Genomic DNA, 23,255 nt, shown 5'->3' with positions numbered 1-23,255 from the left:
AAAGGCCTTCAGCATAACTGAAGGCCTTTCCCGTGTAGCTGTTTCACCTGCCGTACAGCCAGGGTGGCTTCTGTTCCTGTTTGGTTATTCAAAATCCATGCGCTGGATGCGCACGGCATTCAGGATGGCCAGGAAGGCTACGCCTACGTCTGCAAATACCGCTTCCCACATCGTGGCCATCCCTCCGGCACCCAGAATAAGTACAATGGCTTTTACGCCGAAGGCCAGGGCAATGTTCTGCCACACAATCTGCTTCGTCTTCCTGCCTATGTTAATGGCCGTTGCGATTCTGGCGGGGTGGTCAGTTTGGATCACCACGTCTGCAGTCTCAATGGCGGCGTCGGAGCCAAGGCCGCCCATGGCCATCCCCACGTCTGCCAGCGTGATCACGGGCGCATCGTTGATCCCATCGCCCACAAAAGCCACTGTTCTGCCTTCCGCCTTCAGCTCTTCCACTTTACGGACCTTGTCCTGCGGGAGCAGCCCGCCATAGGCCGCGTCCAGCTGCAGCTCCCGGGCTACCTTCTGCACGATTGTATCCTTATCCCCAGAGAGCATCACCAGCCTTTTCACGCCCAGCTTCCGCATGCGCTGGATAGCCTGTGGCGCATCTGCCTTTGTTTTGTCGGCAATGGTAATGTAACCAGCATAGGCTCCATCCACGGCCACCATGACAATGGTCTCTACAATTTCGTTCAGGCCCGGCTCGTAGCGAACGTTATACTTGTCCAGCAAGCGTCCGTTGCCCACCAGCAGCTGCTTCCCGTCTACCTCCCCTTTCAAGCCATGCCCGGAGATTTCTGCAACATCCTTTACCACGTGGCGCTGATGAGCAGCCCCCGCTTCGGCCACCACTGCCTGGGCAATGGGGTGGGAAGACTTACTTTCCAGCGCGGCAACAGCGGACAAGAACCAGGCCCTGTCCGGCAGCACCGTCTCTACCTGCTGCACCTGGAACACGCCTTCCGTCAGGGTACCCGTCTTGTCCATCACCACCGTGTCTACCTGCGCCATCAGGTCCAGGAAATTGGAGCCCTTAAACAGCAGGCCGTTGCGCGAAGCCGCACCGATCCCCCCGAAATAGCCGAGCGGAATAGAGATAACCAACGCACAGGGGCAGGAGATTACCAGGAAGATGAGCGCGCGGTACAGCCATTGGTTAAAGTCATAATCCTCCACAAAGAAATAGGGCAAAAAAGTGAGCCCCACGGCCAGAAAGAAAACAATGGGCGTGTATACTTTGGCGAACCGGGTGATGAACTGCTGCGTTTTGGCCTTGCGGCTGCCAGCCTCTTCCACCAGCCTCAGAATCTTGGATAGGGCGCTGTTCTCATAGGCGGAGGTTACCTGCAGCTCCACCACGCGGTCCAGGTTGATCATGCCTGCCAGCACCTGCTCCCCTTTGGCTTTGGTATCAGGCTTAGACTCCCCTGTGAGGGCGGCGGTGTTAAAGGAGGACCTCTCGGAAAGCAGCACGCCGTCCAGCGCCACCTTCTCCCCGGCCTTTACCTGCACCACATCGCCCACCTGCACTCCTTTGGCTTTCACCGTCACGATTCCTTGCTCCGACACCAGCCCTACTTCATCCGGCCTGTTGTCTATCAGCGCTTTGATGGAGCGCCGGGAGCGCAGCACCGCCGCCTCCTGAAAGTGCTCCCCGATAACATAAAACAGCATTACCGCCACGCCCTCGGCATACTCCCCGATGTAAAAGGCCCCCAGCGTAGCCATGCTCATCAGGAAGAACTCATTAAAGAAGCTGCCCCGAAGGCTCTTGATGGCGTGCCACACAACGCGCCAACCCACCAGCACATACGCCACACCGTAGGTCAGGAGCCGCACATAGCCGCTGAACCAGGGCGTGTCCAGGAAGTCGAGCAGGATGCCCGCCAACAGCAGGAAAAGGCTGATGGCCGTGGGCACGTAAGACGCCTCTGCCTCCTCTTCCGCCTCTTCGTGCCCTTCTGCTCCTGCCGCTTTGGCCTTACCGCCGGGGGAGCAGCACGTATCGCCTACGGTTGGTCCGGGGGCCTCCGCCGTGCGGGGCGAAGTGATTTCCAGTGGTTTAAAATCCTCTTCTATATTTTCATTCGATGTCTTTTTCTTCGTCATATCCTTCTTCTAAAAGATTCTTCCTGGTGCAATTGCTGCTTTCCTCTTCTAGCTTACGGAGGTGCCCACCAGTAGGTGCAGCTGGCCCTAAAGCCCTGGAGGCAAGTGCAGCAGGGTTTAATGCCTTAATGATGGTGCCCTCCCTCGCCTTTTTTCATTTCGGCAAAGAGATAATAGGCCCCCTTGGTCACGATCTTGGCGCCAGCGGAGAGCTCCGGTAACTGCGTGATCTGCACAAAGCCCTGCTCCCGCTCGCCCGTCACTACCTGCACGCGCTTAAAGGAGGTGCCGTGTACTTCCCCGGCCTCATCATGGCCGCCCTCTTCCTCCTGTGCGTGGGCATCATCCGCCTGTATGAAAACGTACGACTTTCCTTCATCCTCCACGATTGCCTCCTCCGGCAGCGCCTGCACCTGCTGTTTGCCTGTGTAGATCTTGGCCTCCACGTACATGCCGCGAATAAAGCTTCCGTGCTCCCCCTCGATATGGCCATGCACCTTTACGGTTTTGCTTTCCTGGTCAAAGGATTTCCCGACCAGGTATACTTCGCCGTCATACACCTGCTGCCCTACACTTGGCACAGTAAAGTGGATGGGCTGCCCGATCGACACCTTGTTTACGTCCTGCTCAAACACGTTCAGCTCCAGGTGCATGTGGCGCGGGTCAGCCAGCTCATACAGTTCCTGCTCAGAGCTGGCGAACTCGCCGTTGTGCACGTTCAGTTTGGTGATATAACCGCTCAGCGGAGCCCGCACCGGAATGGTGCTGGAGATGTTTCCCTTCGCCACACTTGCCGGTGAGATGCCCAGGTAACGCAGTTGCTTTTCAAGCGCGTTTTTGCGGGAGCGTGCGTTTTCGTAGGCAGCAGTGGCGGCCTGGAACTGCTTCTTGGAGTTCACCTGCGCGGAGTCCAGCCTTCGCTGGCGCTGATACTCGGCCGCCAGGTAATCCAGGTTACTGAGCACGTTCTGGTACTCCTCCTGGTAACGTACAAAGTCCATGTTCTCTAACACGGCCAGCACCGTCCCCTTTTTCACGTAGTTGCCCACCAGGTAATTCGCCTGCCGCACAAAGCCGCTGCTAGGCGCTGACACCGCCGCCAGTTTCTGCGGAGGCAGGTCCAGCGTGCCGTTGGCTTTCACAAAGGCCGACACATTGATACTATCGAGGGAGCCGTACGCCAGTTCGGCTGCGGCCAGCTGCACATCGCTCAGTTCCACTACTCCCTCTTCGCCGCCCTCTTCCGCATGGCCGCCTGCCTCTTCTTCGTGTGCGTGCTCCTCCTCGGCCACTGGCTCCGGCTGCCCGCACCTGAACACCAGAAGGGATAAAAGTATAAGCACCAGACTATTCTTTATTGCGCGTTTCATCGTGTTCTTTATTTGTTGATTTCTGATAGTTGATAGATACCTGAGAGATCGCCAGCCAAACGGTTCAGCTCGATGATCGCCAGGTTGTACTGTTGCAGGCTCTGCAGGTACTCTTCCCGCAGCTGCGTGGCCTGGTCCAGGCTCTGGATGTAGGCGATGTAGTCTACAGCGCCCTCCCGGTAGCCAAAGCCAGCCGTGCGCTCCTGCTCCTCGGCAAGCTGCAGGCCCTCCTTTTCATAGAAGCTCAGAGCGGCCTGTGCCTTCTCTAAGGCCGCCACAGCCGCCGCCCACTCCCGCCGGAGCGCCAGCGTTTGCTCCTCCAGCTGCTTTTCTGCAATCGTGCGCTGGATGCGCGCGGCCTGTGTCCTTCCTTTCTGTGCGAAGAAAGACAGCAGGGGAATGTCCAGCCCCAGCCGGTAGAGGTAAAAGCCCTCCTGCCCGTTAACCGTCTGGTCGCTGTAGCCCAGGTTAATCTGCGGCAGAAACTGCGACCGCTCCACTTTATAAGCCGCCGCCGCCACGTCCAGCCCCTGGGCATGGTACGCTATGGCCGGGTTCTGCTGCAGTACTCCCTCATTAAGCGTAAACGCCCCGGCAAACTTGTAAAGCCCGGCTCCGCCTGAGGCAATGGCGGCATCGGTATTCATCCAGGTCTTCAGGCGTTGCGTCGCCGCTTTGTAGTCAGCCGAGGCTTGCGCATACCGCAGGGCGATCCTTTTAGCCTGGCTCGCGGCAGAGAGAGCTTCCAGCTTGCCGGTTTCGCCTGTTTCGAAGCGCAGGCGCGCCGCGGCGGCAAAGCGCTGGTAGGTACTGTCCAGTTGCCCGGCAATTCGGAGCCTGCTCTCTGCCAGCAGCCACGCGCTGTATGCCTGGCTTACACCCGCTACCAGCTCGTTTGCTGTCATTTGGCTATACTTTATACTTTGCTCCAGCTGCTCCTGGCGGTACTGCGCCTTGCGGAGGTAGGTGGTGGGGAAGTCCAGCTGCTGCTGCACGCCAAAGGAGGCCACGCCCTTGAGTTCATCGCCGTTGGTCTCTTCCCGCTGATGGTACAGGCTGGTCCTCCCGAAATCGTAGGCCGTGCTTTGGAGCGCCCTTTGCTGCGCCACCTGCAGCTCTGCCTGCTCTAGCCCCGGGTAATTTGCCAGCGCAGCCTGTATCGCCTGCTCCAGGCTTAGCACCTGCACCTTGCCCGCGGCCTCCTGTGCCTTGGCGGGCTGCAGGCTGCACAGCAGGCCAGCCCCCATCAGCAGCAACAGCGCAGCAGGCTGTGCCTTCGGGCGGAAGCCTCTTTCCAGGTAGTAGTATAGAATCGGCAGCACCACCAGTGTCAGCAGTGTGGCGGTTACCAGCCCGCCGATCACCACTGTGGCAAGCGGCTGCTGCACCTCCGCCCCTGCGGAGGTGGAGAGCGCCATGGGCAAAAAGCCCAGCGAGGCCACCGAGGCAGTCATGATCACAGGGCGCAGGCGTGTGTGCGTCCCTTTTAGGATACGCTCCCGAATATCTTTAACCCCTTCTTTTTTCAGGCTGTTAAACTCCGAAAGCAGCACAATGCCGTTCAGCACCGCCACGCCAAACAAAGCGATAAAGCCCACCCCCGCCGAGATACTGAACGGCATGCCCCGCAGCCACAGCGCCAGTATACCGCCAATAGCCGACATCGGCACCGCTGTAAAAATGAGCAAGGCCTGCTTCATAGAGCCGAACGTAAAGAACAGGAGCACCAGGATCAGCAACAGTGCGGCAGGAACCGCGACAGAAAGCCGCTGGGTGGCCTCTATCAGGTTCTCAAACTGGCCTCCGTACGTAATGTAGTAGCCCGGCGGCAGCTCAAGCTGCTCATCCAGCACCTGCTGGATGTCCTGCACCACGCTCTCCACATCGCGGTTCCGCGTATTAACGCCCACCACGATCCGGCGCTGGGCATTGTCGCGGGAGATCTGGGCCGGCGCCTCCTCAAAGCGGATGTTCGCCACCTCCTTTACCGGCACCTGGCCGCCGGAGGGCAACGGGATATACATGTCCCGCACGTTGTCTATCTCCTGACGAAAGCTCTCCTGGAAGCGCACCACCAGGTCGAAACGCCTCTCGCCCTCAAACACCACCCCTGCCGTGCCACCGGCAAAAGCCGTGTTGATGGCGGTGTTCACGTCTTCTACGGCAAGGCCGTACTGGGCCATTTTGCCCCGGTCGTAGTTGATCTGTATCTGCGGCAAGCCCGTTAGCTGCTCCACCACTGTGCCACCAACCCCTTCTATGCGGCTGATAAGCTCGTTGGCCTCGTTTCCCTTCCGGAACAGAACATCCAGGTCCTCTCCGTAGATCTTCACGGCAATATCCTGGCGCACACCGGTAATCAGCTCGTTAAAGCGCATTTGGATAGGCTGCGTGAACTCTGTGCCCACACCGGGTACGGAGTTAATCACCGCCTCCATTTTCTCGAACATCTCCTCTCTTGAGGTGGCACTCACCCACTCTTCCTTGTCCTTCATTACAATGATGATATCGGCCAGCTCCATGGCCATAGGGTCTGTCGGGATTTCCGATGTCCCTATTTTAGTGACCACCTCCTTCACCTCTGGGAAATCATGCATCAGGCGATCCTGAATCTTTTTTGAGACGGCGACCATCTGCCTGATGGAAGTGCCGGTAGGCAGGATTTGGTGGGCGGCAATGTCGCCTTCATCCAGCTGGGGAATAAACTCCCCGCCCATGCGGGAAAAAACGACCAAGCTTGCGGCAAAAATAAGCACGGCCACCAGCAGCACCATTTTCTTTGCCCCAAGGGCGAAGCGGATCACCGGCTCGTACAGGCGGTGGAAAAAGTCCATGATCTTATCCGAGATGTTCCGTTTGACCACGATCTTCTTCTTCAGCACAAGGGCAGACATCATGGGCACATAGGTGAGCGAAAGGATAAACGCCCCCAGGATGGCAAAGCTGACGGTCTGCGCCATCGGCCCGAACATTTTACCCTCAATGCCCACCAAGGCAAGTATAGGCAGGTACACAATCAGGATGATGATTTCCCCGAAGGCCGCCGATTTGCGGATGTGCCGGGAGGCTGCCCCCACCTGCGCGTCCATCTCGTTTTGCGTGAGGCGCTGCCCGTTAAAGGAGCCGTAAAGCCGGTGGATGATGGCCTCCACAATGATCACGGCACCGTCTACGATCAGGCCAAAGTCTATCGCGCCCAGGCTCATCAGGTTAGCCGACACCCCAAACACATGCATCATGCCCAGGGCAAACAACATGGAGAGGGGGATGACAGAGGCCACCACCAGGCCGGCGCGCCAGTTGCCCAGCAGCAGGACCAGCACAAACACCACGATAAGCCCTCCCTCTACCAGGTTCCGGGTAACGGTGGCAATGGCGCGGTCAATCAGACTGGACCGGTCCAGGAAAGGGTCGATGTGGATGCCCTCGGGCAGGCTTTTCTGAATCTGCGCCATGCGCTCCTTCACCGCCTGCGTAACCTGGTAGGAGTTCTCCCCCTTCAGCATCAGCACCAGGCCGCCCACTGTCTCTCCCTCGCCGTTGCGGGTGATGGCCCCAAAGCGGGTGGCATGGCCAAACTGCACCTTCGCCACATCGCCTACCAGTATGGGCGTGCCGTTTACATTCCTGATGAGCACGCTCCTGATATCGTCCAGCGAGCTGACCATGCCCTCCCCGCGGATAAAGTAGGCCGTGTTCGCCCGCTCAATATAGGAGCCGCCCGTGTTCTGGTTGTTTTGCGCAATGGCCCGGTACACGTCGGCCACCGTCAGGTGGTAGCTCCGCAGCTTTTCCGGGTCAATGGCTACCTCGTACTGCTTCAGGTAGCCGCCAAAGCTGCTTACCTCTGCCACGCCAGGCACCCCGGCCAGTTGCCGCTTCACAATCCAGTCCTGGATGCTGCGGAGCTCCATCGGGCTGTACACCGTATCGTAGCCCTCCTCCTCCACTAGCGTGTACTGGTAAATCTCGCTCAGGCCGGTTACCATGGGGGCGAGCTGCGGTGTGCCGAAGCCTTCCGGAATATTTTCCGACGCGGTTTTAATCTGCTCACTCACCAGCTGCCGGGCCAGGTAAGGGTCTACATCCTCTTCAAACACAATGGTGATCACAGAAAGGCCAAACCGGGAAATGGAGCGGATCTCCTCCACGTCCGGAATAAAGGACATGGCCGTTTCCATCGGGTAGGTGATAAACTGCTCCACCTCCTGGGTGGCCAGGTCGGGGGCCTGGGTAATTACCTGCACCTGGTTGTTGGTAATATCGGGCACCGCATCAAGGGGAATCCTGTTAAGGGAGTAGGTGCCCCAGCCGATCAGGGCCAGCACAAACAGCCCTATGACCAGCTTATTCTTGATTGAAAAACTGATGATCTTATCAAACATTCATTTAAGGTTAAATTAAATCCATACAGAAACCAGCAAAACCGAACAGCCAGGTTAGTGGCGGCTGATTTTGTGACGAAAGGGCGTACGTATCCCCTGGATGTGGATTTAGGCTTTTGGCGGGTGCCAGAAAGAGAAAGAAGGAGAAGCAGCGCCTGCAGAAACATAGATGCTTAAGCAAGGGGACTGCGGGCCCTGCTGCGGCTCTGAAAGGGCCGGAACCTGGAACGTCAGCGAAATGCCCCCGCAGCAGTTACACTCGCACAAAGGGGAGCAGAGGTCTTCGCCTGCGGCCCCGTCGTGGTGGTAATTGTCTGCCTGCACCGTTGCAGTAGCGTCTGGGGCAAGCACCTCCTCCTTGTCCATGCACGGGAGGCAGGCCATAGCGAAGATCAGAATACCCCAGATGACGGTTAGGAAGTTCATTAAGGCAAAGTTACAAAACAATTTATAGATACCCTTACCCTGCTTTATGAAATGCCTGCAGCTGCTGCGGCCGGCTTTAGCAAGTATACCGCAACGCCGCCGGAGGCTTTACAGCGAGGCGTCCGCCACGTACTGACTCGGGTTCAGGCCTGTCTTCAGCTTAAAGAAGCGGCTAAAGTGCGAGGCGGTGTCAAACTTAAGGTGCTCTGCAATCTCTTTAATGCTCAGGGAGGAGTAAGAGAGCAGGTACTGCGCCTCCCGCAGCAGCCGTCTGTGGATGATCTCCAGGGCACTCTCCCCGGTCTCCTTTTTCACAGACTCACTCAGGTGCTTGGCGGATATGTTCAGCTGGTCGGCGTACTCGCTCACCGTGCGCTTGGTCAGGAAGCTCTCCTCCACCAGCATCCGGAAGGCGTGGGTTAGCTGGTACTGGCGGTTCATGTTCTTGGTGAAGCTCAGCAGGCACGCCTCACAGGCCCGGTTCATTTCGTAGAGCAGCTGCAGAGTCTGCAGCCGGATGATGTTCAGGTGGAAAGCCCCTCCCCTGTCAAACTCGTCGCTGATCTTCTCCAGACCGCTCCGGATGGCCTTAAAGCTGGCGTCGTCCAGGGTGTACATCGGCGGGTAGTCCGGGTTCATCTGCAGCAGGTTGTCCACCACGGAGGCGCTGATAAAACTCTCGTACAGAAACTCGCGCTTGAAGAGCAGCATGTACAGGAGCAGGTCGTCGGAGGAGTTCTCGTAGGAGTTTATAACGCCGGGGGAGATAAAATGGACCGTTTGGGGCTGCACCTCAAAGGTAAACTGCCCAACGGTTTTCGTGCTGCTGCCCCGCAGGCACAGGATCAGGGCATAGTGGTCTGTTTTGATGGGCGAGCCGTGGGTCGCCCCGCCCTCGTTGCTCAGCACAGCAAAGTCACCGCCGTAGTCCAGGCTGGTATACTTGTTCATCCCGAAGGTCTGCTGTGCGCTTTTCTGCTGCGACATATAGTACCTGATGGTGGACTTGATGCCCAGCATAGGTGCCACAGCAGCATGGGAAGTGAGTGAATCAGGCATTTCCTGTCTTTAAACGTGACGTTAGCAGCCCCAAAGGTAACAGCCGGGGGCCAAAAAGCCGCAAGCCCGGCTGCACCTTGCTAAACGGTGTAGGGCCACAAAAGGTACACGCCCCAAGGCTGGCCGCGACGGCCGAACGGCTGTACCAGCGCATACGTTAACCACAGTGCAACTTGAACCTTACAGCCTGTTTCGGGCCTTTTTATAAACGAAATACCCCTCCAGCAGAAACCGGTAACGTATACATCCGTAAAATTGGTCTTTGTTAAGGGAATATTGGTATTGAGCCCCGCGGTTATTTCCTACAATTTTGCAGCTACAAAAGTAAAACTATTCAACAAGTATTATGGCAACAACAAAATGGAACTTAGACCCGACGCACAGCGAGCTGGGCTTTAAGATCAAGCACATGATGATATCCAACGTTACAGGTAAATTTACGCAGTTTGATGTAACGGCAGAAACAGAGGATACCGATTTCTCGAACGCACAAGTGGTGGCCAATGTAGACGTCGCCTCCATCAATACCAACAACGAGCAGCGGGATGAGCACCTGCGCAACGCCGATTTCTTCGGCACGGAAGCGCACCCTACCATGAAGTTCGTTTCTACCAAAGTAGAGAAGATCGACGAAGATACCTTTACCCTGCACGGGGATCTGACAATAAAGGACACCACCAAGCCCGTAAAGCTTACCGTGGAGGATAACGGCACAGCCACAGACCCTTGGGGAAACGTGAAGGCAGGTTTCTCCATCAGCGGTAAAATCAACCGCAAAGACTGGGGCATCAACTACAACGCTGCCCTTGAAACAGGCGGTGTGATGCTGGGTGAGGAACTGAAAATCCAAGGCGAAGTGCAGCTGGTAAAGCAGGCCTAAGCTTTTTGCATCTTATAAAGTATAAAAGAGGCAGCCCCGGACCTGGGGCTGCCTCTTTTTGTTAACGCACCTAAAGCGCGCTCGCAGGTGGAGGTTTATTTGCGCCGGAGCATGTTGATGCGCGTCTTCCGCATTTGACGCGTTGCCAGGTACTGCAGCTTTTCGTTGTACAGCAGCACACCGCCCAAAGCCCCCACCACGCTCCCGATCAGGATGTCAAAGAAGCGCGCTTTGATCAGCTGGGTCGGGTCTGCGGTTAACGCGGTGCCCGTCTCGGCCAGGAAGATGGTGAGTATGGTGATAAAGATAACGGCAAGGGCATAGTTGCGCACCACCAGGAACTCCACAATTATTTGCAGCAGGATAATGCCGATGCAGATGGCCAGCAGGGACGGGTTGAGCAGCAGAACGGCCCAGGTCAGGCCCAGACCGATGAAAGTGCCTAAAATGCGCTGGGCACTCCGCTGCCAGATGTGGCTCACGCTAACGCCCTGCATAACGGCGGCACACGAGGTAGGAACCCAGTAAGGGGTGTCCAGCTCCAGCAGGTAAGCCAGCAGCAGCGAGAGGCCGACAAAAAAGCCGAACGTTACCGACTCAACAAAGTTAACGTACCGGTTTTTAGACAGGGTAATCACCTCGTTGTCTGCCGGCGACTTGCGCAGGGTAATGATGCTGTAGATAAGCCCCAGGGTGCAGGCAAACATGGTCCCGATTCCTGCCAGCCCGATGTTATGGGGTACGGTCGCCAGGTTATGCGGCATCGAAATGGCCACAGACGCAGTCATGATAAAGAAAAAGTTACCGGGCGGGCGCACCATTTTAAGGTAGTACAGCACCAGGTGCACCGTAAAGGCATAGATGCCAAGCACAAGGGAGGCGACCAAAGGATCAAAACCGAAAACAAACCCCACGGTGAACGACACCATAATGCCAAAGGAGCAGGCCATCAGTACAATCATCCTTCGGGCGATGTTCTGGGACTGAATGTAAAGTATAACCAGGGCTGCCATGGAGGCCAGTTTGCCACTCTGCATGTTCCCGGTAAAGTAGCCCACCAGCACGGGCACACCGATACAAAGCCCCGCCACAACGGGCAAGTGCCACTTCCTGTCTGTTTCTTTTAGTGCAAAGAGTTCTTTAAGCATGGGGTTGATTCTCGTAAACGGATGGTTGCCGCACGCAACAGCACGCTGCCAGCAGAAAACCGGAAGAGCAAATATACGGCCTCTCCCCGCCATAGTAAAGCCAGTGACCATCCTCCACCGCACTTGCCGCGCCACACGTTATTCCTTCGCGCCTGCCGCTGTGCTTTGCATGAGGCACTTACGGGGCTATGCGCTGTTTCTCTTTTGTACGTATAAAGAAGCGGCATAACTTACCCTTTTGCACACCCTGCGCCGCTGCAGGGGAAGCTCCTTACGGGCTACGGCTTCCTTCAGAGGCTCCGCACCAGCCGGCAGAAAAGTGCCGGCACCGGTGGCACCGGCACCGGAGCAGGGTTTATCCGCACCGCAAAACCCGAACCTTGCCGCAGCACCAAGGATATCGCATGTAAAATGCTTAATTTAGCCTACCGTAACCGGAGACGGATACATTAAAGGAAAGTTAAAATTAAGCAGCCCCACGGGGTTTAGAAGTTGAACAACAAAATTCACAATCAAATCAAGGCCATCGCTATTTACCAGATAGTTGGCGGCGTGCTTGGCATTGCACTTACAGTTTGGGTAATGTTTAGCGGAGAGATGGCCGTTACGCAGCAGGCCTTGCGCGTGGGCCTGTTTGCGGGAGGGCTTTACGTTTTCTCCATACTTTGCGGCCGCATGCTTTTTCGGAACCAGAAGCGCGGGCTGGTCCTGTCGCTCATAAACCAGTTGCTGCAGGTAATCTACTTCTCGTTTGGCGCCTATGGTTTTCAGTATGTGGCGGGCCTGCGGATAGGTGTGGGCGTGGACATGGTGGCTGGCTGGATCTTCAAGTTCCGCCTGGCCCTCTCCTCTTTCCACTTCAGCATCGGCACCGACCTGGGGCAGCGGTTCATAGGCGTTAACCTGGTGGCCCTGTTCCTGATTTTCTGGATTGAGCGGCTGCTGGAGCAGCTAAAGGAAAAACGGTAAACCCTAGTAGGTATAAAAAAGAAGCCCCGGCCAGTGTTGGCCGGGGCTTCTTTTTTATACCTGCGTCAGCTAACTGTGCTGATGCTGATGTTTATACTTATGGGTTAACATACTCAGGTGAACCGCCGCCGTCTTCCGGTCGGTTGTTAGCCTGCGCACGCAGCTCTGCCAATCCTTTCTTACCGTAGGCCAGTCGGGTAATAACCACGTACAGCACCGGCACCACAAAGATGGCCAGGAACGTAGCGGCAAGCATACCGCCAATTACTACCCAGCCGATCGTCTGGCGAGACACCGCACCGGCACCCGAAGCGAGCGCCAACGGAACCACACCAAGTATAAAGGCCAGGGAGGTCATGATGATCGGCCGCAGACGCAGCTTCACCGCCTCGATGGTTGCCTCAAGCAGCTCCATGCCACGGTCCACACGCTCTTTGGCGAACTCCACAATCAGAATGGCGTTTTTCGCAGCCAGACCAATCAGAGTGATCATACCAACCTGGGCGTATACGTTGTTATCCAGCTTAGGTAGCAGCGTAAGCGCCAGAATGGCACCAAACATACCCAACGGAATAGCGAACAGGATCGAGAACGGCACCGACCAGCTTTCATACAGCGCGGCCAGCAACAGCAGTACAAGTATAATCGACAGCGAGAAGATGTAGATCGTACTGCTTCCTGCTGCAAGTTCCTCGCGGCTCAGCCCCGTAAACTCGTAGCCGTAACCTGCCGGCAATACCTCTGCGGCCACTTCTTCCAGTGCCTGCAGGGCCTGGCCACTACTGTAGCCAGGGGCGGCGCTACCGTTAATATCCACGGAGCGGAACAGGTTGTAGTGCGAAATCACAGCGGCTCTCTCTTCCACCTCCGTAGTTACCAGGGCGCTCAGCGGCACCGACTCACCTTGCCTGTTCATCACATAGTACTGTCTCAGGTCGCCGATATCCATTCTGTAGGATGTATCTGCCTGTGCTACCACGCGGAAGTTCCGGCCGTATCGGGTGAAGTCGTTCACGTAGCGGCTACCCATGTACGTTGCCATGGTAGAGTATATATCCGCAATGTTTACCCCCAGTCGCTTCGCCTTCTCACGGTCTACCTCTACGTGGTAGCCCGGCGTTCTGGCGTTAAAGAAGCTATAGGCCATCGCAATCTCAGGTCGGGCGTTGGCTGCTCCCAGGAACTGGCCCATCACCCTCTCCAACTCCTTCACATCGCCGGCCTGGCGCTGCTGCAGCACAAAGCTGAAACCGCCTGACTGGCCAAGGCCTGGAATCGCAGGCGGCGCTACCACCAGTACGTTTGCCTCTTTCAGTGCGGCAAAGCGCTGCTGCAGGGTAGCCATTACACCGGCCAGCTGGTCAGCTTCGCTCTCTCTTTCGTCCCACGGCTTCAGCTGCAGGAAGTAAGTACCGCTGTTCGACTTAAAGGAGAAGTTAATGGCGTTCAGGCCGGAAATAGCCGTGTAGTTCTTCACGGCAGGCACTGTAGCCATTATCTCACCCATTTCCGCAAGTATGGCTTCGGTTCTGCTCTTAGAGGAGCCTTCCGGAAGTTCCACGGACACAAACAGACGTCCCTCGTCCTCAGTAGGTATAAAGCCCGATGGCTTGGTCACAAACATACCTGCGGTACCCACATAGATACACACCAGGATGATCAGCACCAGCGGCGTGGCCTTGATGCTCTTGCGCACACCTACCGAGTAGGACTCCGTAACGCGGGCAAACCAGTTGTTAAACTTATAGAAGAACTTGTTGATGCCCCTGGAGTCAGGGTTCACGTTCATCGGCTTCAGCATCAGCGAGCAAAGCGCAGGCGTTAGCGTAAGGGCCACAAAGGCAGAGATAAGCACCGAGATGGCAATGGTAATGGCGAACTGCTGATACAGACGGCCCACAATGCCCGGGATAAAGCCTACCGGAATAAACACCGCTGCCAGTATCAGGGCAATGGCAATTACCGGAGCCGTGATATCTTTCATGGCCTTGCGTGTTGCCTCGCGTGCCGAGATGCGCTCATGGTCGATGTAATGCTGCACCGCTTCCACCACCACAATGGCGTCGTCCACCACAATACCGATCGATAACACGAAGCCGAACAAGGTCAGGGTGTTGATGGTAAAGCCAAGCGGGATGAAGAAGATAAAGGTACCGATGATAGAAACTGGTATCGCCAGGATCGGCACCAGCGTTGCACGCCAGCTCTGCAGGAACAGGAACACCACGATGATCACCAGGATGAGGGCCTCAATCAGGGTGTGCACCACCTCGTTGATCGACACCTGCACCACAGACACTGTCTCGAACGAAACAATGTAGTCCACATCGGCTGGGAAAGACTTTTTCAGCTCATCCAGGGCTGCGTAGATACCTTCGGCCGTTTCCAGGGCGTTACTGCCCGGTGCCTGGTAAATCAGCATCATGGTGGCCGGGTTACCGTTAATGGTAGCCGAACGGCCATAGTCAAACTGGCCGAACTCGATTCTCGCCACATCGCGCAGGTACACAACAGAGCCGTCGGCCGGGTTGGTGCGCACAATAATGTCGCCGAACTCGTCCTGCGTCTGCAGGCGGCCTGTCACCGTGATCGGGTACTGGAAAGCCTGGTTGTCGTACTGCGGGGCGGCACCCACGGTACCGGCAGCCACCTGCACGTTCTGCTCCTGAATGGCAGCCATAATCTCGCTGGCACCGATGTTGTACTGCGCCAGTTTATCCGGCTGCAGCCACAGGCGCATACTGAAGTCCTGCCCGATGGAAGTAATGTCACCCACACCCTCCACACGCATCAACGCGTCTTTTACATAGATGTTGGTGTAGTTGTCCAGGTACTGCACGTCATGGGTTCTGTCCGGCGAGTAAATACCGATCACCATCATGATACTCGGGTTACGCTTACGCACCGTCACCCCGAGGCGTCTTACCTCTTCCGGCAGGCTTGGCTCCGCAATGCTGGCGCGGTTCTGCACGTCCAGCGTGGCAATGTCAATGTCGGTTCCTACCTCGAAGGTAACCGTCATGTTCAGCTGGCCGGTACTGGTGTTGGTAGAGGTAATGTAAGCCATACCCGGCGTACCGTTGATCTGCGTTTCTACCGGTGTAGCCAGTGTCTGCTCCACCGTCTGCGCGTCGGCCCCTGTATAGTTCGCAGTTACCGACACCGTAGGCGGTGAAATATCCGGGTACTGCGTAACAGGCAGGTTCATCATAGCCAGCACCCCCACCAGCACGATCACTATAGAGATCACTATAGAGGTGACGGGCCTTTTTATAAATACATCTGAAATCATGTTGCTCAATTAATTTTTTTGGAAATTACTGCTTGCCGCCGGCTGCCTGAGGCTGGCCGCCCTGCGGGGCGCCTACCTGTACTTTGGCGCCCTGGCGCAGTCGCTGGATACCTTCCACTACGATCTGCTGCCCTTCTTTCAGGCCTTCGCGCACCACCACGTTTCCGTTCACGCGCGTGCCCAGCTGCACGTTCTGCTGCACCACAGAGTCTCCCTGCACTACATACACATAGAACTCGCCCAGCTGCTCAGCAACAGCCTTGTTCGGTATCACCAGCTGATCCCCGATATCCTGGTTCAGCACGTTCACCGTCACCGTCATGCCCGGTATCAGCACGGCGTTCGGGTTCGGGAACTGCACACGCACCGTAGTCGTGCCAGACTGGCGCCCGATGGCTCTGTCAATGGCTAACAGTTTGCCGTTGTGCGGGTACTTTTCACCGTTGTTCAGGGTAAGGGTGAAGAGTGAGTCCGGCTGGTTGCCCTGCTGCAGCTTTACGAAGCGCGGAATCTCCTGCTCGTTAATGGCGAAGTCCACAGCGATGGGGTCCATCGAAGAGATGGTGTTCAGCAGCGGCTGCCCAGGCGAAACCTGCGCTCCCACGCGCACCTGCGAGATGCCGATGGTACCGCTGAATGGTGCGTTGATCACGGCGTAGCCAACGTCTGTGGAAGCGCTCTGCACCTGTGCCTCAGCCGAGGCCACCTGTGCCTTGGCCGTCTGCACCTCCGTGCGGGCGTAGTCTACCTGCTGTTTGGCAATCGCGTCGCGCTCAGCCAGCCTTTCGTAGCGCTCCAGGTCTTTCTGCACCCTGGCCAGGTTAGCTTTGGCGCTCTGCAGGTTTGCCCGGGCCTGCTGTAAGCCTGCCTGGTACTTGCTCTGGTCTATTTCGTAAAGCTTTTGGCCCTGCTTTACGCGCTGGCCATCCTCCACATAAATGTTGGTGATGTAGCCGGACACCTGCGGGCGAAGCTCCACTTCCTGCAGCGGCACCACCGTTCCGGGATAGGTATCTTTACCTGTAACACTTTGCTCCGACACCTGGTAGGTGTTCACAGGAACCGCCATCGCGGCAGGGTTCATCTGCTGCTGGCCTGCCTCATCTCCACCGCAGGATGAAAGTATAACCGGGCTAATGACGGCTGAAAGCAGCCATGCGTATCTATTCTTCATTATTCTTAGTTTCTCTGATTTTATCGATTGATGTCTATGCTACCCAAGGCACGCTGGTAATCCAGCTTGCTGGCCAGCAAATTGTACAAGGCGTTGTAGTAGTTGAGCTGCGTGGCGCGGAGTTCGCTTTCTGCCACCACAAGGTCCACATACGCCTTCACACCTTCGTTGTACTGCAGCTTGATGATATCGTACACCTCCTGCGCCAACTCCAGGTTGTTTTGCAGCGTGCGCCACTCCACGTAGTCGCTTTTATAGTCGGCAAGGGCAGCCAGGTACTCTGTGTTGATCTCCTTGCGGGTGTTCTCTATCTCGATGTCCAGGCGCTGCTCCCGCAGCTGGGCGATCTTCAGGTTCTGGTACCTTCTGCCCCCCTGGAAGATCGGCAGGGAAACCTGCAGGCCCACCCCGGAAGTTGGGTACGACTGGCTATACAGCTCGGAGAACTCATCGTTAAAGTACAGCCAGTTGTAGTTGGCGTAGGCTGATACCGTTGGCAGGAAGTTCCACTTGCGATAGGCGGTGTTCAGCTGCAGCAACTGACGCTGCGTCTGCAGCTGCTGCAGTTCGATGCGGTCTGCGAAGTTCACGATCTGGGTCGTGTCTATCAGCACAACCTCCTCCATCCGGCCGTAGTCGTAGGCCAGGTTCAGGTCCTGCTCAATCGGGAAGCCCATCAGCTGCTTCAGGTAGGCCACCTTCGCCTCGATGCTCTCGGAGGCGCGTTTTATGTCGCTGCGGATGTTGGCCAGGGTAATGGCCGCGCGCTGGTAGTCTGTTTTATCTACCAAGCCTACCTCATACCTGCTTCTGGCGTCGTTGTACTGCTTCTCCTGGCGCTCCAGGTTCACAAGCAGTATCTGCAGTTGCTCCCGTGTGAGCAGCACATCGTAGAAGGCCTTGCTAACGGCTACAACCGAGTTAACCTTCGTGTTGATGATCTGCTGCTCGAGCTGCTCCCTGGTGTAGCGCGCCGCTTTGGAGGCCAGCAAAAGCTCACTGCTGTAGAGGGTCTGGGTTGCCTCCAGCTGCAGGTTAGAAGTATACTTTTGGCCCAGCGTAACGATGTTATCACCGAAGGGCTGCTGCTGCAGTTTAATGTTGTGCGTACCGCCGTAGTTCGCGTTTATCTGCGGAAACCAGCCGGCCAGGTCGGCCCTGATCTCCCGCTGCCCGATAGCTTCGTCGAGGAGCGCCTGTTCTACTTCGGCCCTGTGCTCCAGCGCAAAAGCTACACACTGCTCCAGCGTCAGGCTGTCGGTAGCCACAACCGCTGTCTGCTGTGCCCGCAGCAAAGTCGGGAAGAGCAGGCACACCGTAAGCAATAGCTTTAGTTGTTTTGTTAATTTCATGTATGCAATTGATGTACTGAACTTTAATTAAGACTTGTTAACGGTTGCAGCCACTGCTCGGTGGCTACTTTTGAATCTTTCATAGGCACATTTTTTTCATAGTTAAGCGTTTAAGAGATTATATGTTTAAACATTATTGATAAAAAGCGTATTTCACTGACATACAGAAGTATAAAGGCGTTTTTACCTGTCCCGCATGCCGTCCCAGAGAATCTGCGGGATAACCTCCAGTTCGCCGTCCTGCACCTCCCACCGGCCGGTTACCTGGACCTTAACCGTGGAGATGATGTTGCTGTGGGCCAGCACGCCCAGGATCTTAGGGCTTATGTCGCGCAGGTGCCCCTCCTGGATGCCCCGCTCGAAGAAACGGAACAGCAGGCGGTGAAACTCATCCTGCCCCAGCACGGCGATCTCTGTATTGTAGGGGGAGTTAGTAAACTGCTCGAAGAACTTTAACACGTTCTGGTTCTCCTTATAGAAGGAAAAAAGACTGAACCAGAGGTTAAAGAAGCAGTCTTTGAACGGCAGGTCGCTCTGCACTTCCTTCAGCACCACTTCCACGGCCTGCTTGCGCACGTACTCGAACAGCTCGCAGATCAACTTCTCCTTGCTCTCGAAGTAGTGGTAGATGGTACCGGCCGCTACCCCTGCCCGCTTTGCCACCAAACTCATGGGCGTACCATGAAAACCGTGCTCTGTTACCAGCTCCAGCGTGCTTTCAAAAATCGCTTTTTTCTTTTCTGCTATCGGTTCCATGAGCGCTCCCTCCTTAACTGAATGTTCATTCGATTAACAAAGGTAGGAAGATAAGTCTAAAACCGTCAAGCGAATTTCAAATTTTACGCCAGCGGCCCGGCACTCCCTGCCGCCGGCCCGGGCGCCGGTAAACCCGAACAAGTGAAAAAAACGTACATCTATACATAGCTATCTTTTGCATAAAAACCTTACGCCATGAATGTTGCACACGAAATCCACCGCCCTGACCGAGTAAACAGCGCCAACAATCCTCTGTGGATGGACGGCTTACGCGTCGTTCTCGGGCTTTTTCTGTTTGTAAAGGGTATTATGTTCCTGGAGCACACGTCTGATGTGTTCTACATCTTCAGCTCCAGCCAGGAGATTCTCTCGGCCGGAAGGGCAAGTTTGCTGACCAGTATCGTGCACATTGTTGGAGGGCTTATGATTGCCTTCGGCGCGCTGACACGCCTGGCCGTGCTCTGCCAGTTCCCGATCCTGATCGGGGCGATGCTGATTGTAAACCCGCAGCGCGGGGTAAACCTGGGTAACGGCGAGTTGCTGCTTTCAGCGCTCGTAACAGCGCTGCTGCTGTTCTTTATGATCGTGGGCCCGGGCCGCTACTCCGTCGACAACAAGGTGTTTCGTCCGAAACAACGTGCGGCTTAGCCAGACCAACGCTGCTAAGCTGGCTGGTTAGGCAAAGTATGCCGTGCAGAGCCACCCGTCGCTATGTACCCTCGCTGCCTGCCTTAAGGCGCCCGGTTGCGTTGGCATAGGAGCCGGGGCCAGGTACACCTGTGCGAAAAAACGAGGGCACCGCCCCCATCTCTGCTGGAGCGGTGCCCTCGTTTTCCCAAAGAAGCGCCGATGCGTAACGGTTACTTTTTAACTTCGGCAGGGGTATCTTGCTGCTTAAAGTAGACCCTGAAGGTAGAGCCCACCCCCTCCTTACTGTCCACCATAATACTGTCCCCGGAGTTATCGAGAATCCTCTTCACAAGGTACAGGCCAATGCCGGACCCCTCTACGTGGCCGTGGGCACGCTTAAACAAAGAGAAGATCTTCCCGACCTGCCGCGGGGCAACACCCAAGCCATTATCCGCCACCGAAAGCACATAGTCCCCGTCACTGGTAATGCTGCTGCTTATCTTTATAATCGGCTTGCGCTGCGGGTCAGAGTACTTCACGGCATTGGACACGAGGTTAAACAGAATGCTGCGCAGGTTTTTCCGCGGGTAGCTCAGCCTGTCAAACGCAAGGTCCTCGATAGCGATTTCGGCTTTGCTCCTCTTCAGCATCGGGTCCAGGCTGCCCTTTATCTCTTCCAGCAAGCCGGGGATGTGCACGCTTTCAGCGGTTGCCTCCGCGTGGTTAAGTTTGGTAACGTCGGACAGGTCAGCGATAACGTCTTTCAGCTTGCCGATAGAGCCCTCCATCAGGCGCAGGATGGCCTCATGCTTCCCCCGGTCCTGGCCCAGGTCCTCTTCCAGCGCCGTCAGCAGGCCCTCGAGGTTGGTGATCGGGGCCTTCAGGTCGTGCGAGGCAGCGTAAACGAAGTTATCGAGCTCGTTGTTGATCTTCACCAGCTCTTTGTTCTTCAGCATGAGCTCCTCATTGCGGCGGCGCTCCGTCAGGTCGCGGGTAATTTTGGCAAAGCCCAGCAGCCTGTTGTCTGAGTTATAGACCGGTGTGATCACCACGTTCGCCCAGAAGGCATTCCCGCCCTTGCGGATACGCCAGCCCTCATCCTCAAAGTGGCCGAACTCCAGCGCCTTTCTCAGCTCATACTGCGGAAAGCCTTTCTCGATCGCCTCGCGCGTATAAAAAGTAGAGAAGTGCCTTCCGATGATCTCCTTTGCCGCGTAGCCTTTTATCCGCTCCGCCCCCACATTCCAGCTCATCACGATGCCCTCCGGGTTCAGCATCAGAATAGCGTAGTCCTTCACGCTGTCTATCAGCAGGCGGCTTTTTTCCTCGCTTTCCTTCAGCTCCTCATTTATCTGAAACAGCTGCTGCTCCATCCGCAGTTTTTCCGTCAGGTCGCGCGTAATTTTTGAGAAGCCTATCAGCTCCTTATCGGCGTTGTAAATAGCCGTGAGTACGGTGTTGGCCCAGAAGGCGGTGCCGTCTTTGCGGTAGCGCCAGCCGTTATCCTCAAAGCTGCCGTTTGCCTTTGCCTGCCTCAGCTCATGATCCGGGAAGCCCTGCAGAATCGATTCGCGGTTATAGAACTTGGAGAAGTACTTCCCGATAATCTCCTCGGCTTCATAGCCTTTCATGCGCCTGGCCCCCTCATTCCAGGTAGCCACGTTACCGGCGGGGTCCAGCATAAGAATAGCATAGTCGGTCACGCCCTCGATCAGGAGCCGGAACCTTTCCTCGCTTTCCTTCAGCTCCTGGTAAGCCCGGTACAGGTCATCATCCTCCTTCTTCTTCTCCGACAGGTCACGTACGACGACAGAGTAGCCGCTCAGCTCCGCATCCGGGTTGTACACCGGGGCAATCACCACATTGGACCAGAACACAGAGCCGTCCTTCTTGACGCGCCAGCCCTCATCCTCATACCTCCCTCTAATTTTGGCCTCTGCCAGCTCTTTGGCGGCGCTGTCAGTTGCCTTATCCTCGGCTGTATAGAATACGGAGAAATGCTTTCCAATGATCTCTTCCGCTTCGTACTGTTCTACCTGCCTGGCGCCGGTGTTCCAGGTAACCACATGGCCTGTGGTGTCAAGAAGGAAGATAGCGTAGTCGGCGATACTTTCAACTAAGATCCGGTATTGGTCCAGCGTAGTTTCACTGGGGCTGTAGGACGATACGGCGTCAGGTTCTACGTTCATAGTGTGATGTCATGTAAAGTAAGGGAAGCGGCTTTACCTGTTTCGGCACTTAGCGCGTTTAGTTAGGGAATACACTCAGCGGCTATACGTAAAAATAGGCTTTATGAGTAAACTCCCAAGCGAAAGATACAAATCAATTATGTTAATGGCTAAACAACAAATAAATAGAAAGGATTTTTAACTGCGCTGGTACAGCTAAAGCAGCAGTGGTGGGCAGCTGGTGTGCCTCTCCGCCCCCAGACACGCCACAGTGGCAAGGCTCGTTAGCCGCCACAGCTACCCCCAAAAAGCAACAGCGCAAAAAGGCATCTGATAACAAGCATCTTACCGCTTCCTTCCTTATATTTACCTAACGAGTGCCCCTCGCTTCCTTAAACCGATCGCCATATGAAAGTAATGTTCTCTGCCCTACTCCTGGGCTTCAGCGTCCTGCAGGGTTGCTCAGCTCCGGCCGAGGCCCCGGCAACGGCAACCAACACGACCGCACCTTCTTACCTGGACAGCTCCGGCAGAGAGGATGAGTTGAGCGGCGGAGCCAGAATGATCCAAATCACGACGCCAAAAGGAGCCTTCAATGTCTGGACAAAGCGGGTCGGCAACAGCCCTACCATGAAAGTGCTGCTGCTACACGGCGGCCCCGGTGGCACACACGAAGCCTTTGAGTGCTTCGACAGCTACCTGCCAAAGGAAGGCATCGAGTACTATTATTACGACCAGCTGGGCTCCCACTACAGCGACCAGCCCCAGGACACCAGCCTCTGGAACACGGCACGCTTTGTAGAGGAGGTGGAGCAGGTGCGCCAGGCGCTGCACCTCGACAAGGACAACTTTTACCTGCTGGGGCACTCGTGGGGCGGCATACTGGCCATGGAGTACGCCTTAAAGTACCAGCAGCACCTCAAAGGGCTGATCATCTCCAACATGATGTCGAGCGTGCCGGCCTATAACGCGTATGCCGAGGAAGTACTGGGCCCGCAGATGGACCCGCAGGTGCTGGCCGAGCTGAAGCAGATAGAGGCCAACGGGGATTTCTACAACCCCCGGTACATGGAGTTGTTGCTGCCGAACTTTTACACCAAGCACGCGCTGCGCATGCCGATAGAGAGGTGGCCGGACCCTGTAAACCGTATGTTCAACCACATGAACCAGACAGTGTATGTGCAGATGCAGGGCCACAGCGAGTTCGGTATCACCGGCAATGCTTCCCTGAAAAACTGGGACCGCTCTGCCGACCTTCCTAAAATCACCGTCCCGACCTTAACCATCGGCGGCCAGCACGACACCATGGACCCTGAACACATGAAGTGGATGGCAGGCCAGCTACCCAAGGGGAGCTACCTGCACTGCCCCTCCGGTAGCCACATGGCCATGTACGACGACCAGAAAACATACTTTAGCGGCCTGACCAAGTTCATCAAAGCCGTAGATGAGGGCTCTGAAAAGCCCTAGCCCCCTTCCCCCCTGCCGGGCAGATGGACCTGTAAAACACCACAGCGCCTGCCCGGGCTTTCCG

The 23,255-nt window shown here is 56.2% G+C and carries 15 protein-coding genes; 4 read left to right on the top strand and 11 right to left on the bottom strand.

Annotated elements, in window-relative coordinates:
* Positions 1-84 precede the first annotated feature (84 nt).
* The 5 genes from CA264_RS03710 to CA264_RS03690 form a co-directional block, all read right to left on the bottom strand.
* The gene (locus CA264_RS03710) at positions 85-2,112 is read right to left on the bottom strand and encodes a heavy metal translocating P-type ATPase (protein WP_025604710.1); all 2,028 of its coding nucleotides are present in this window, start codon (positions 2,110-2,112) and stop codon (positions 85-87) included.
* Between the two features lie 125 nt (positions 2,113-2,237).
* The gene (locus tag CA264_RS03705; protein ID WP_025604709.1) at positions 2,238-3,482 is read right to left on the bottom strand and encodes an efflux RND transporter periplasmic adaptor subunit; all 1,245 of its coding nucleotides are present in this window, start codon (positions 3,480-3,482) and stop codon (positions 2,238-2,240) included.
* Between the two features lie 8 nt (positions 3,483-3,490).
* Positions 3,491-7,867: a CusA/CzcA family heavy metal efflux RND transporter gene (locus CA264_RS03700; protein ID WP_025604708.1), complete on the bottom strand. Its 4,377-nt coding sequence runs from the start codon at positions 7,865-7,867 to the stop codon at positions 3,491-3,493.
* 108 nt (positions 7,868-7,975) lie between these two features.
* Complete coding sequence (locus CA264_RS03695) at positions 7,976-8,293, bottom strand: DUF6660 family protein (RefSeq protein ID WP_025604706.1); 318 nt, start codon at positions 8,291-8,293, stop codon at positions 7,976-7,978.
* Between the two features lie 108 nt (positions 8,294-8,401).
* Positions 8,402-9,352 carry an AraC family transcriptional regulator gene (locus tag CA264_RS03690; protein WP_084196142.1) on the bottom strand — a complete coding sequence of 317 codons (951 nt, stop codon included), beginning with the start codon at positions 9,350-9,352 and terminating at the stop codon, positions 8,402-8,404.
* Between the two features lie 346 nt (positions 9,353-9,698).
* Between CA264_RS03690 and CA264_RS03685 the strand changes: the two genes are divergently transcribed.
* Complete coding sequence (locus tag CA264_RS03685) at positions 9,699-10,232, top strand: YceI family protein (protein ID WP_025604702.1); 534 nt, start codon at positions 9,699-9,701, stop codon at positions 10,230-10,232.
* Positions 10,233-10,327: 95 nt separating this feature from the next.
* Here the strand turns inward: CA264_RS03685 and CA264_RS03680 are convergent, their stop codons facing one another.
* A complete protein-coding gene (locus CA264_RS03680) occupies positions 10,328-11,380 on the bottom strand; it encodes an FUSC family protein (protein ID WP_025604700.1) in 1,053 nt (350 codons plus the stop codon).
* Between the two features lie 492 nt (positions 11,381-11,872).
* Between CA264_RS03680 and CA264_RS03675 the strand changes: the two genes are divergently transcribed.
* The gene (locus CA264_RS03675; protein ID WP_025604698.1) at positions 11,873-12,349 is read left to right on the top strand and encodes a hypothetical protein; all 477 of its coding nucleotides are present in this window, start codon (positions 11,873-11,875) and stop codon (positions 12,347-12,349) included.
* 97 nt (positions 12,350-12,446) lie between these two features.
* On the opposite strand, the gene CA264_RS03670 is transcribed toward CA264_RS03675, so the two are convergent.
* From CA264_RS03670 to CA264_RS03655, 4 genes are all read right to left on the bottom strand, one after another.
* On the bottom strand, positions 12,447-15,641 hold the full coding sequence (locus tag CA264_RS03670; protein ID WP_025604696.1) for an efflux RND transporter permease subunit: 3,195 nt from the start codon (positions 15,639-15,641) through the stop codon (positions 12,447-12,449).
* 25 nt (positions 15,642-15,666) lie between these two features.
* A complete protein-coding gene (locus tag CA264_RS03665) occupies positions 15,667-16,815 on the bottom strand; it encodes an efflux RND transporter periplasmic adaptor subunit (RefSeq protein ID WP_025604694.1) in 1,149 nt (382 codons plus the stop codon).
* A 20-nt stretch (positions 16,816-16,835) separates the two neighbouring features.
* Positions 16,836-18,167 (bottom strand): TolC family protein, encoded by a 1,332-nt coding sequence (locus CA264_RS03660; RefSeq protein WP_025604692.1) that lies wholly within the window; start codon positions 18,165-18,167, stop codon positions 16,836-16,838.
* 183 nt (positions 18,168-18,350) lie between these two features.
* A complete protein-coding gene (locus CA264_RS03655) occupies positions 18,351-18,923 on the bottom strand; it encodes a TetR/AcrR family transcriptional regulator (protein WP_025604690.1) in 573 nt (190 codons plus the stop codon).
* 195 nt (positions 18,924-19,118) lie between these two features.
* Between CA264_RS03655 and CA264_RS03650 the strand changes: the two genes are divergently transcribed.
* On the top strand, positions 19,119-19,571 hold the full coding sequence (locus CA264_RS03650; RefSeq protein ID WP_025604688.1) for a DoxX family protein: 453 nt from the start codon (positions 19,119-19,121) through the stop codon (positions 19,569-19,571).
* A gap of 212 nt (positions 19,572-19,783) precedes the next feature.
* On the opposite strand, the gene CA264_RS03645 is transcribed toward CA264_RS03650, so the two are convergent.
* The gene (locus CA264_RS03645) at positions 19,784-21,742 is read right to left on the bottom strand and encodes a PAS domain-containing sensor histidine kinase (RefSeq protein ID WP_025604686.1); all 1,959 of its coding nucleotides are present in this window, start codon (positions 21,740-21,742) and stop codon (positions 19,784-19,786) included.
* A 387-nt stretch (positions 21,743-22,129) separates the two neighbouring features.
* Between CA264_RS03645 and CA264_RS03640 the strand changes: the two genes are divergently transcribed.
* Positions 22,130-23,191: a proline iminopeptidase-family hydrolase gene (locus tag CA264_RS03640; protein WP_025604685.1), complete on the top strand. Its 1,062-nt coding sequence runs from the start codon at positions 22,130-22,132 to the stop codon at positions 23,189-23,191.
* Positions 23,192-23,255 lie beyond the last annotated feature (64 nt).

It is taken from the genome of Pontibacter actiniarum (genome assembly GCF_003585765.1).
Taxonomy (GTDB): Bacteria; Bacteroidota; Bacteroidia; order Cytophagales; family Hymenobacteraceae; genus Pontibacter; species Pontibacter actiniarum.
The sequence above is the reverse complement of the archived record's forward strand: the minus strand, read 5'-3'. Positions and strand labels throughout refer to the sequence as shown.

Excerpts from the sequence above, each read along its gene's own strand:
- CA264_RS03710 (WP_025604710.1), bottom strand. The coding sequence starts at position 2,112 with ATGACGAAGAAAAAGACATCGAATGAAAATATAGAAGAGGATTTTAAA.
- CA264_RS03695 (WP_025604706.1), bottom strand. The coding sequence starts at position 8,293 with ATGAACTTCCTAACCGTCATCTGGGGTATTCTGATCTTCGCTATGGCC.
- CA264_RS03700 (WP_025604708.1), bottom strand. The coding sequence starts at position 7,867 with ATGTTTGATAAGATCATCAGTTTTTCAATCAAGAATAAGCTGGTCATA.
- CA264_RS03665 (WP_025604694.1), bottom strand. The coding sequence starts at position 16,815 with ATGAAGAATAGATACGCATGGCTGCTTTCAGCCGTCATTAGCCCGGTT.
- CA264_RS03680 (WP_025604700.1), bottom strand. The coding sequence starts at position 11,380 with ATGCTTAAAGAACTCTTTGCACTAAAAGAAACAGACAGGAAGTGGCAC.
- CA264_RS03670 (WP_025604696.1), bottom strand. The coding sequence starts at position 15,641 with ATGATTTCAGATGTATTTATAAAAAGGCCCGTCACCTCTATAGTGATC.
- CA264_RS03640 (WP_025604685.1), top strand. The coding sequence starts at position 22,130 with ATGAAAGTAATGTTCTCTGCCCTACTCCTGGGCTTCAGCGTCCTGCAG.
- CA264_RS03660 (WP_025604692.1), bottom strand. The coding sequence starts at position 18,167 with ATGAAATTAACAAAACAACTAAAGCTATTGCTTACGGTGTGCCTGCTC.
- CA264_RS03705 (WP_025604709.1), bottom strand. The coding sequence starts at position 3,482 with ATGAAACGCGCAATAAAGAATAGTCTGGTGCTTATACTTTTATCCCTT.
- CA264_RS03690 (WP_084196142.1), bottom strand. The coding sequence starts at position 9,352 with ATGCCTGATTCACTCACTTCCCATGCTGCTGTGGCACCTATGCTGGGC.
- CA264_RS03650 (WP_025604688.1), top strand. The coding sequence starts at position 19,119 with ATGAATGTTGCACACGAAATCCACCGCCCTGACCGAGTAAACAGCGCC.
- CA264_RS03685 (WP_025604702.1), top strand. The coding sequence starts at position 9,699 with ATGGCAACAACAAAATGGAACTTAGACCCGACGCACAGCGAGCTGGGC.
- CA264_RS03645 (WP_025604686.1), bottom strand. The coding sequence starts at position 21,742 with ATGAACGTAGAACCTGACGCCGTATCGTCCTACAGCCCCAGTGAAACT.
- CA264_RS03655 (WP_025604690.1), bottom strand. The coding sequence starts at position 18,923 with ATGGAACCGATAGCAGAAAAGAAAAAAGCGATTTTTGAAAGCACGCTG.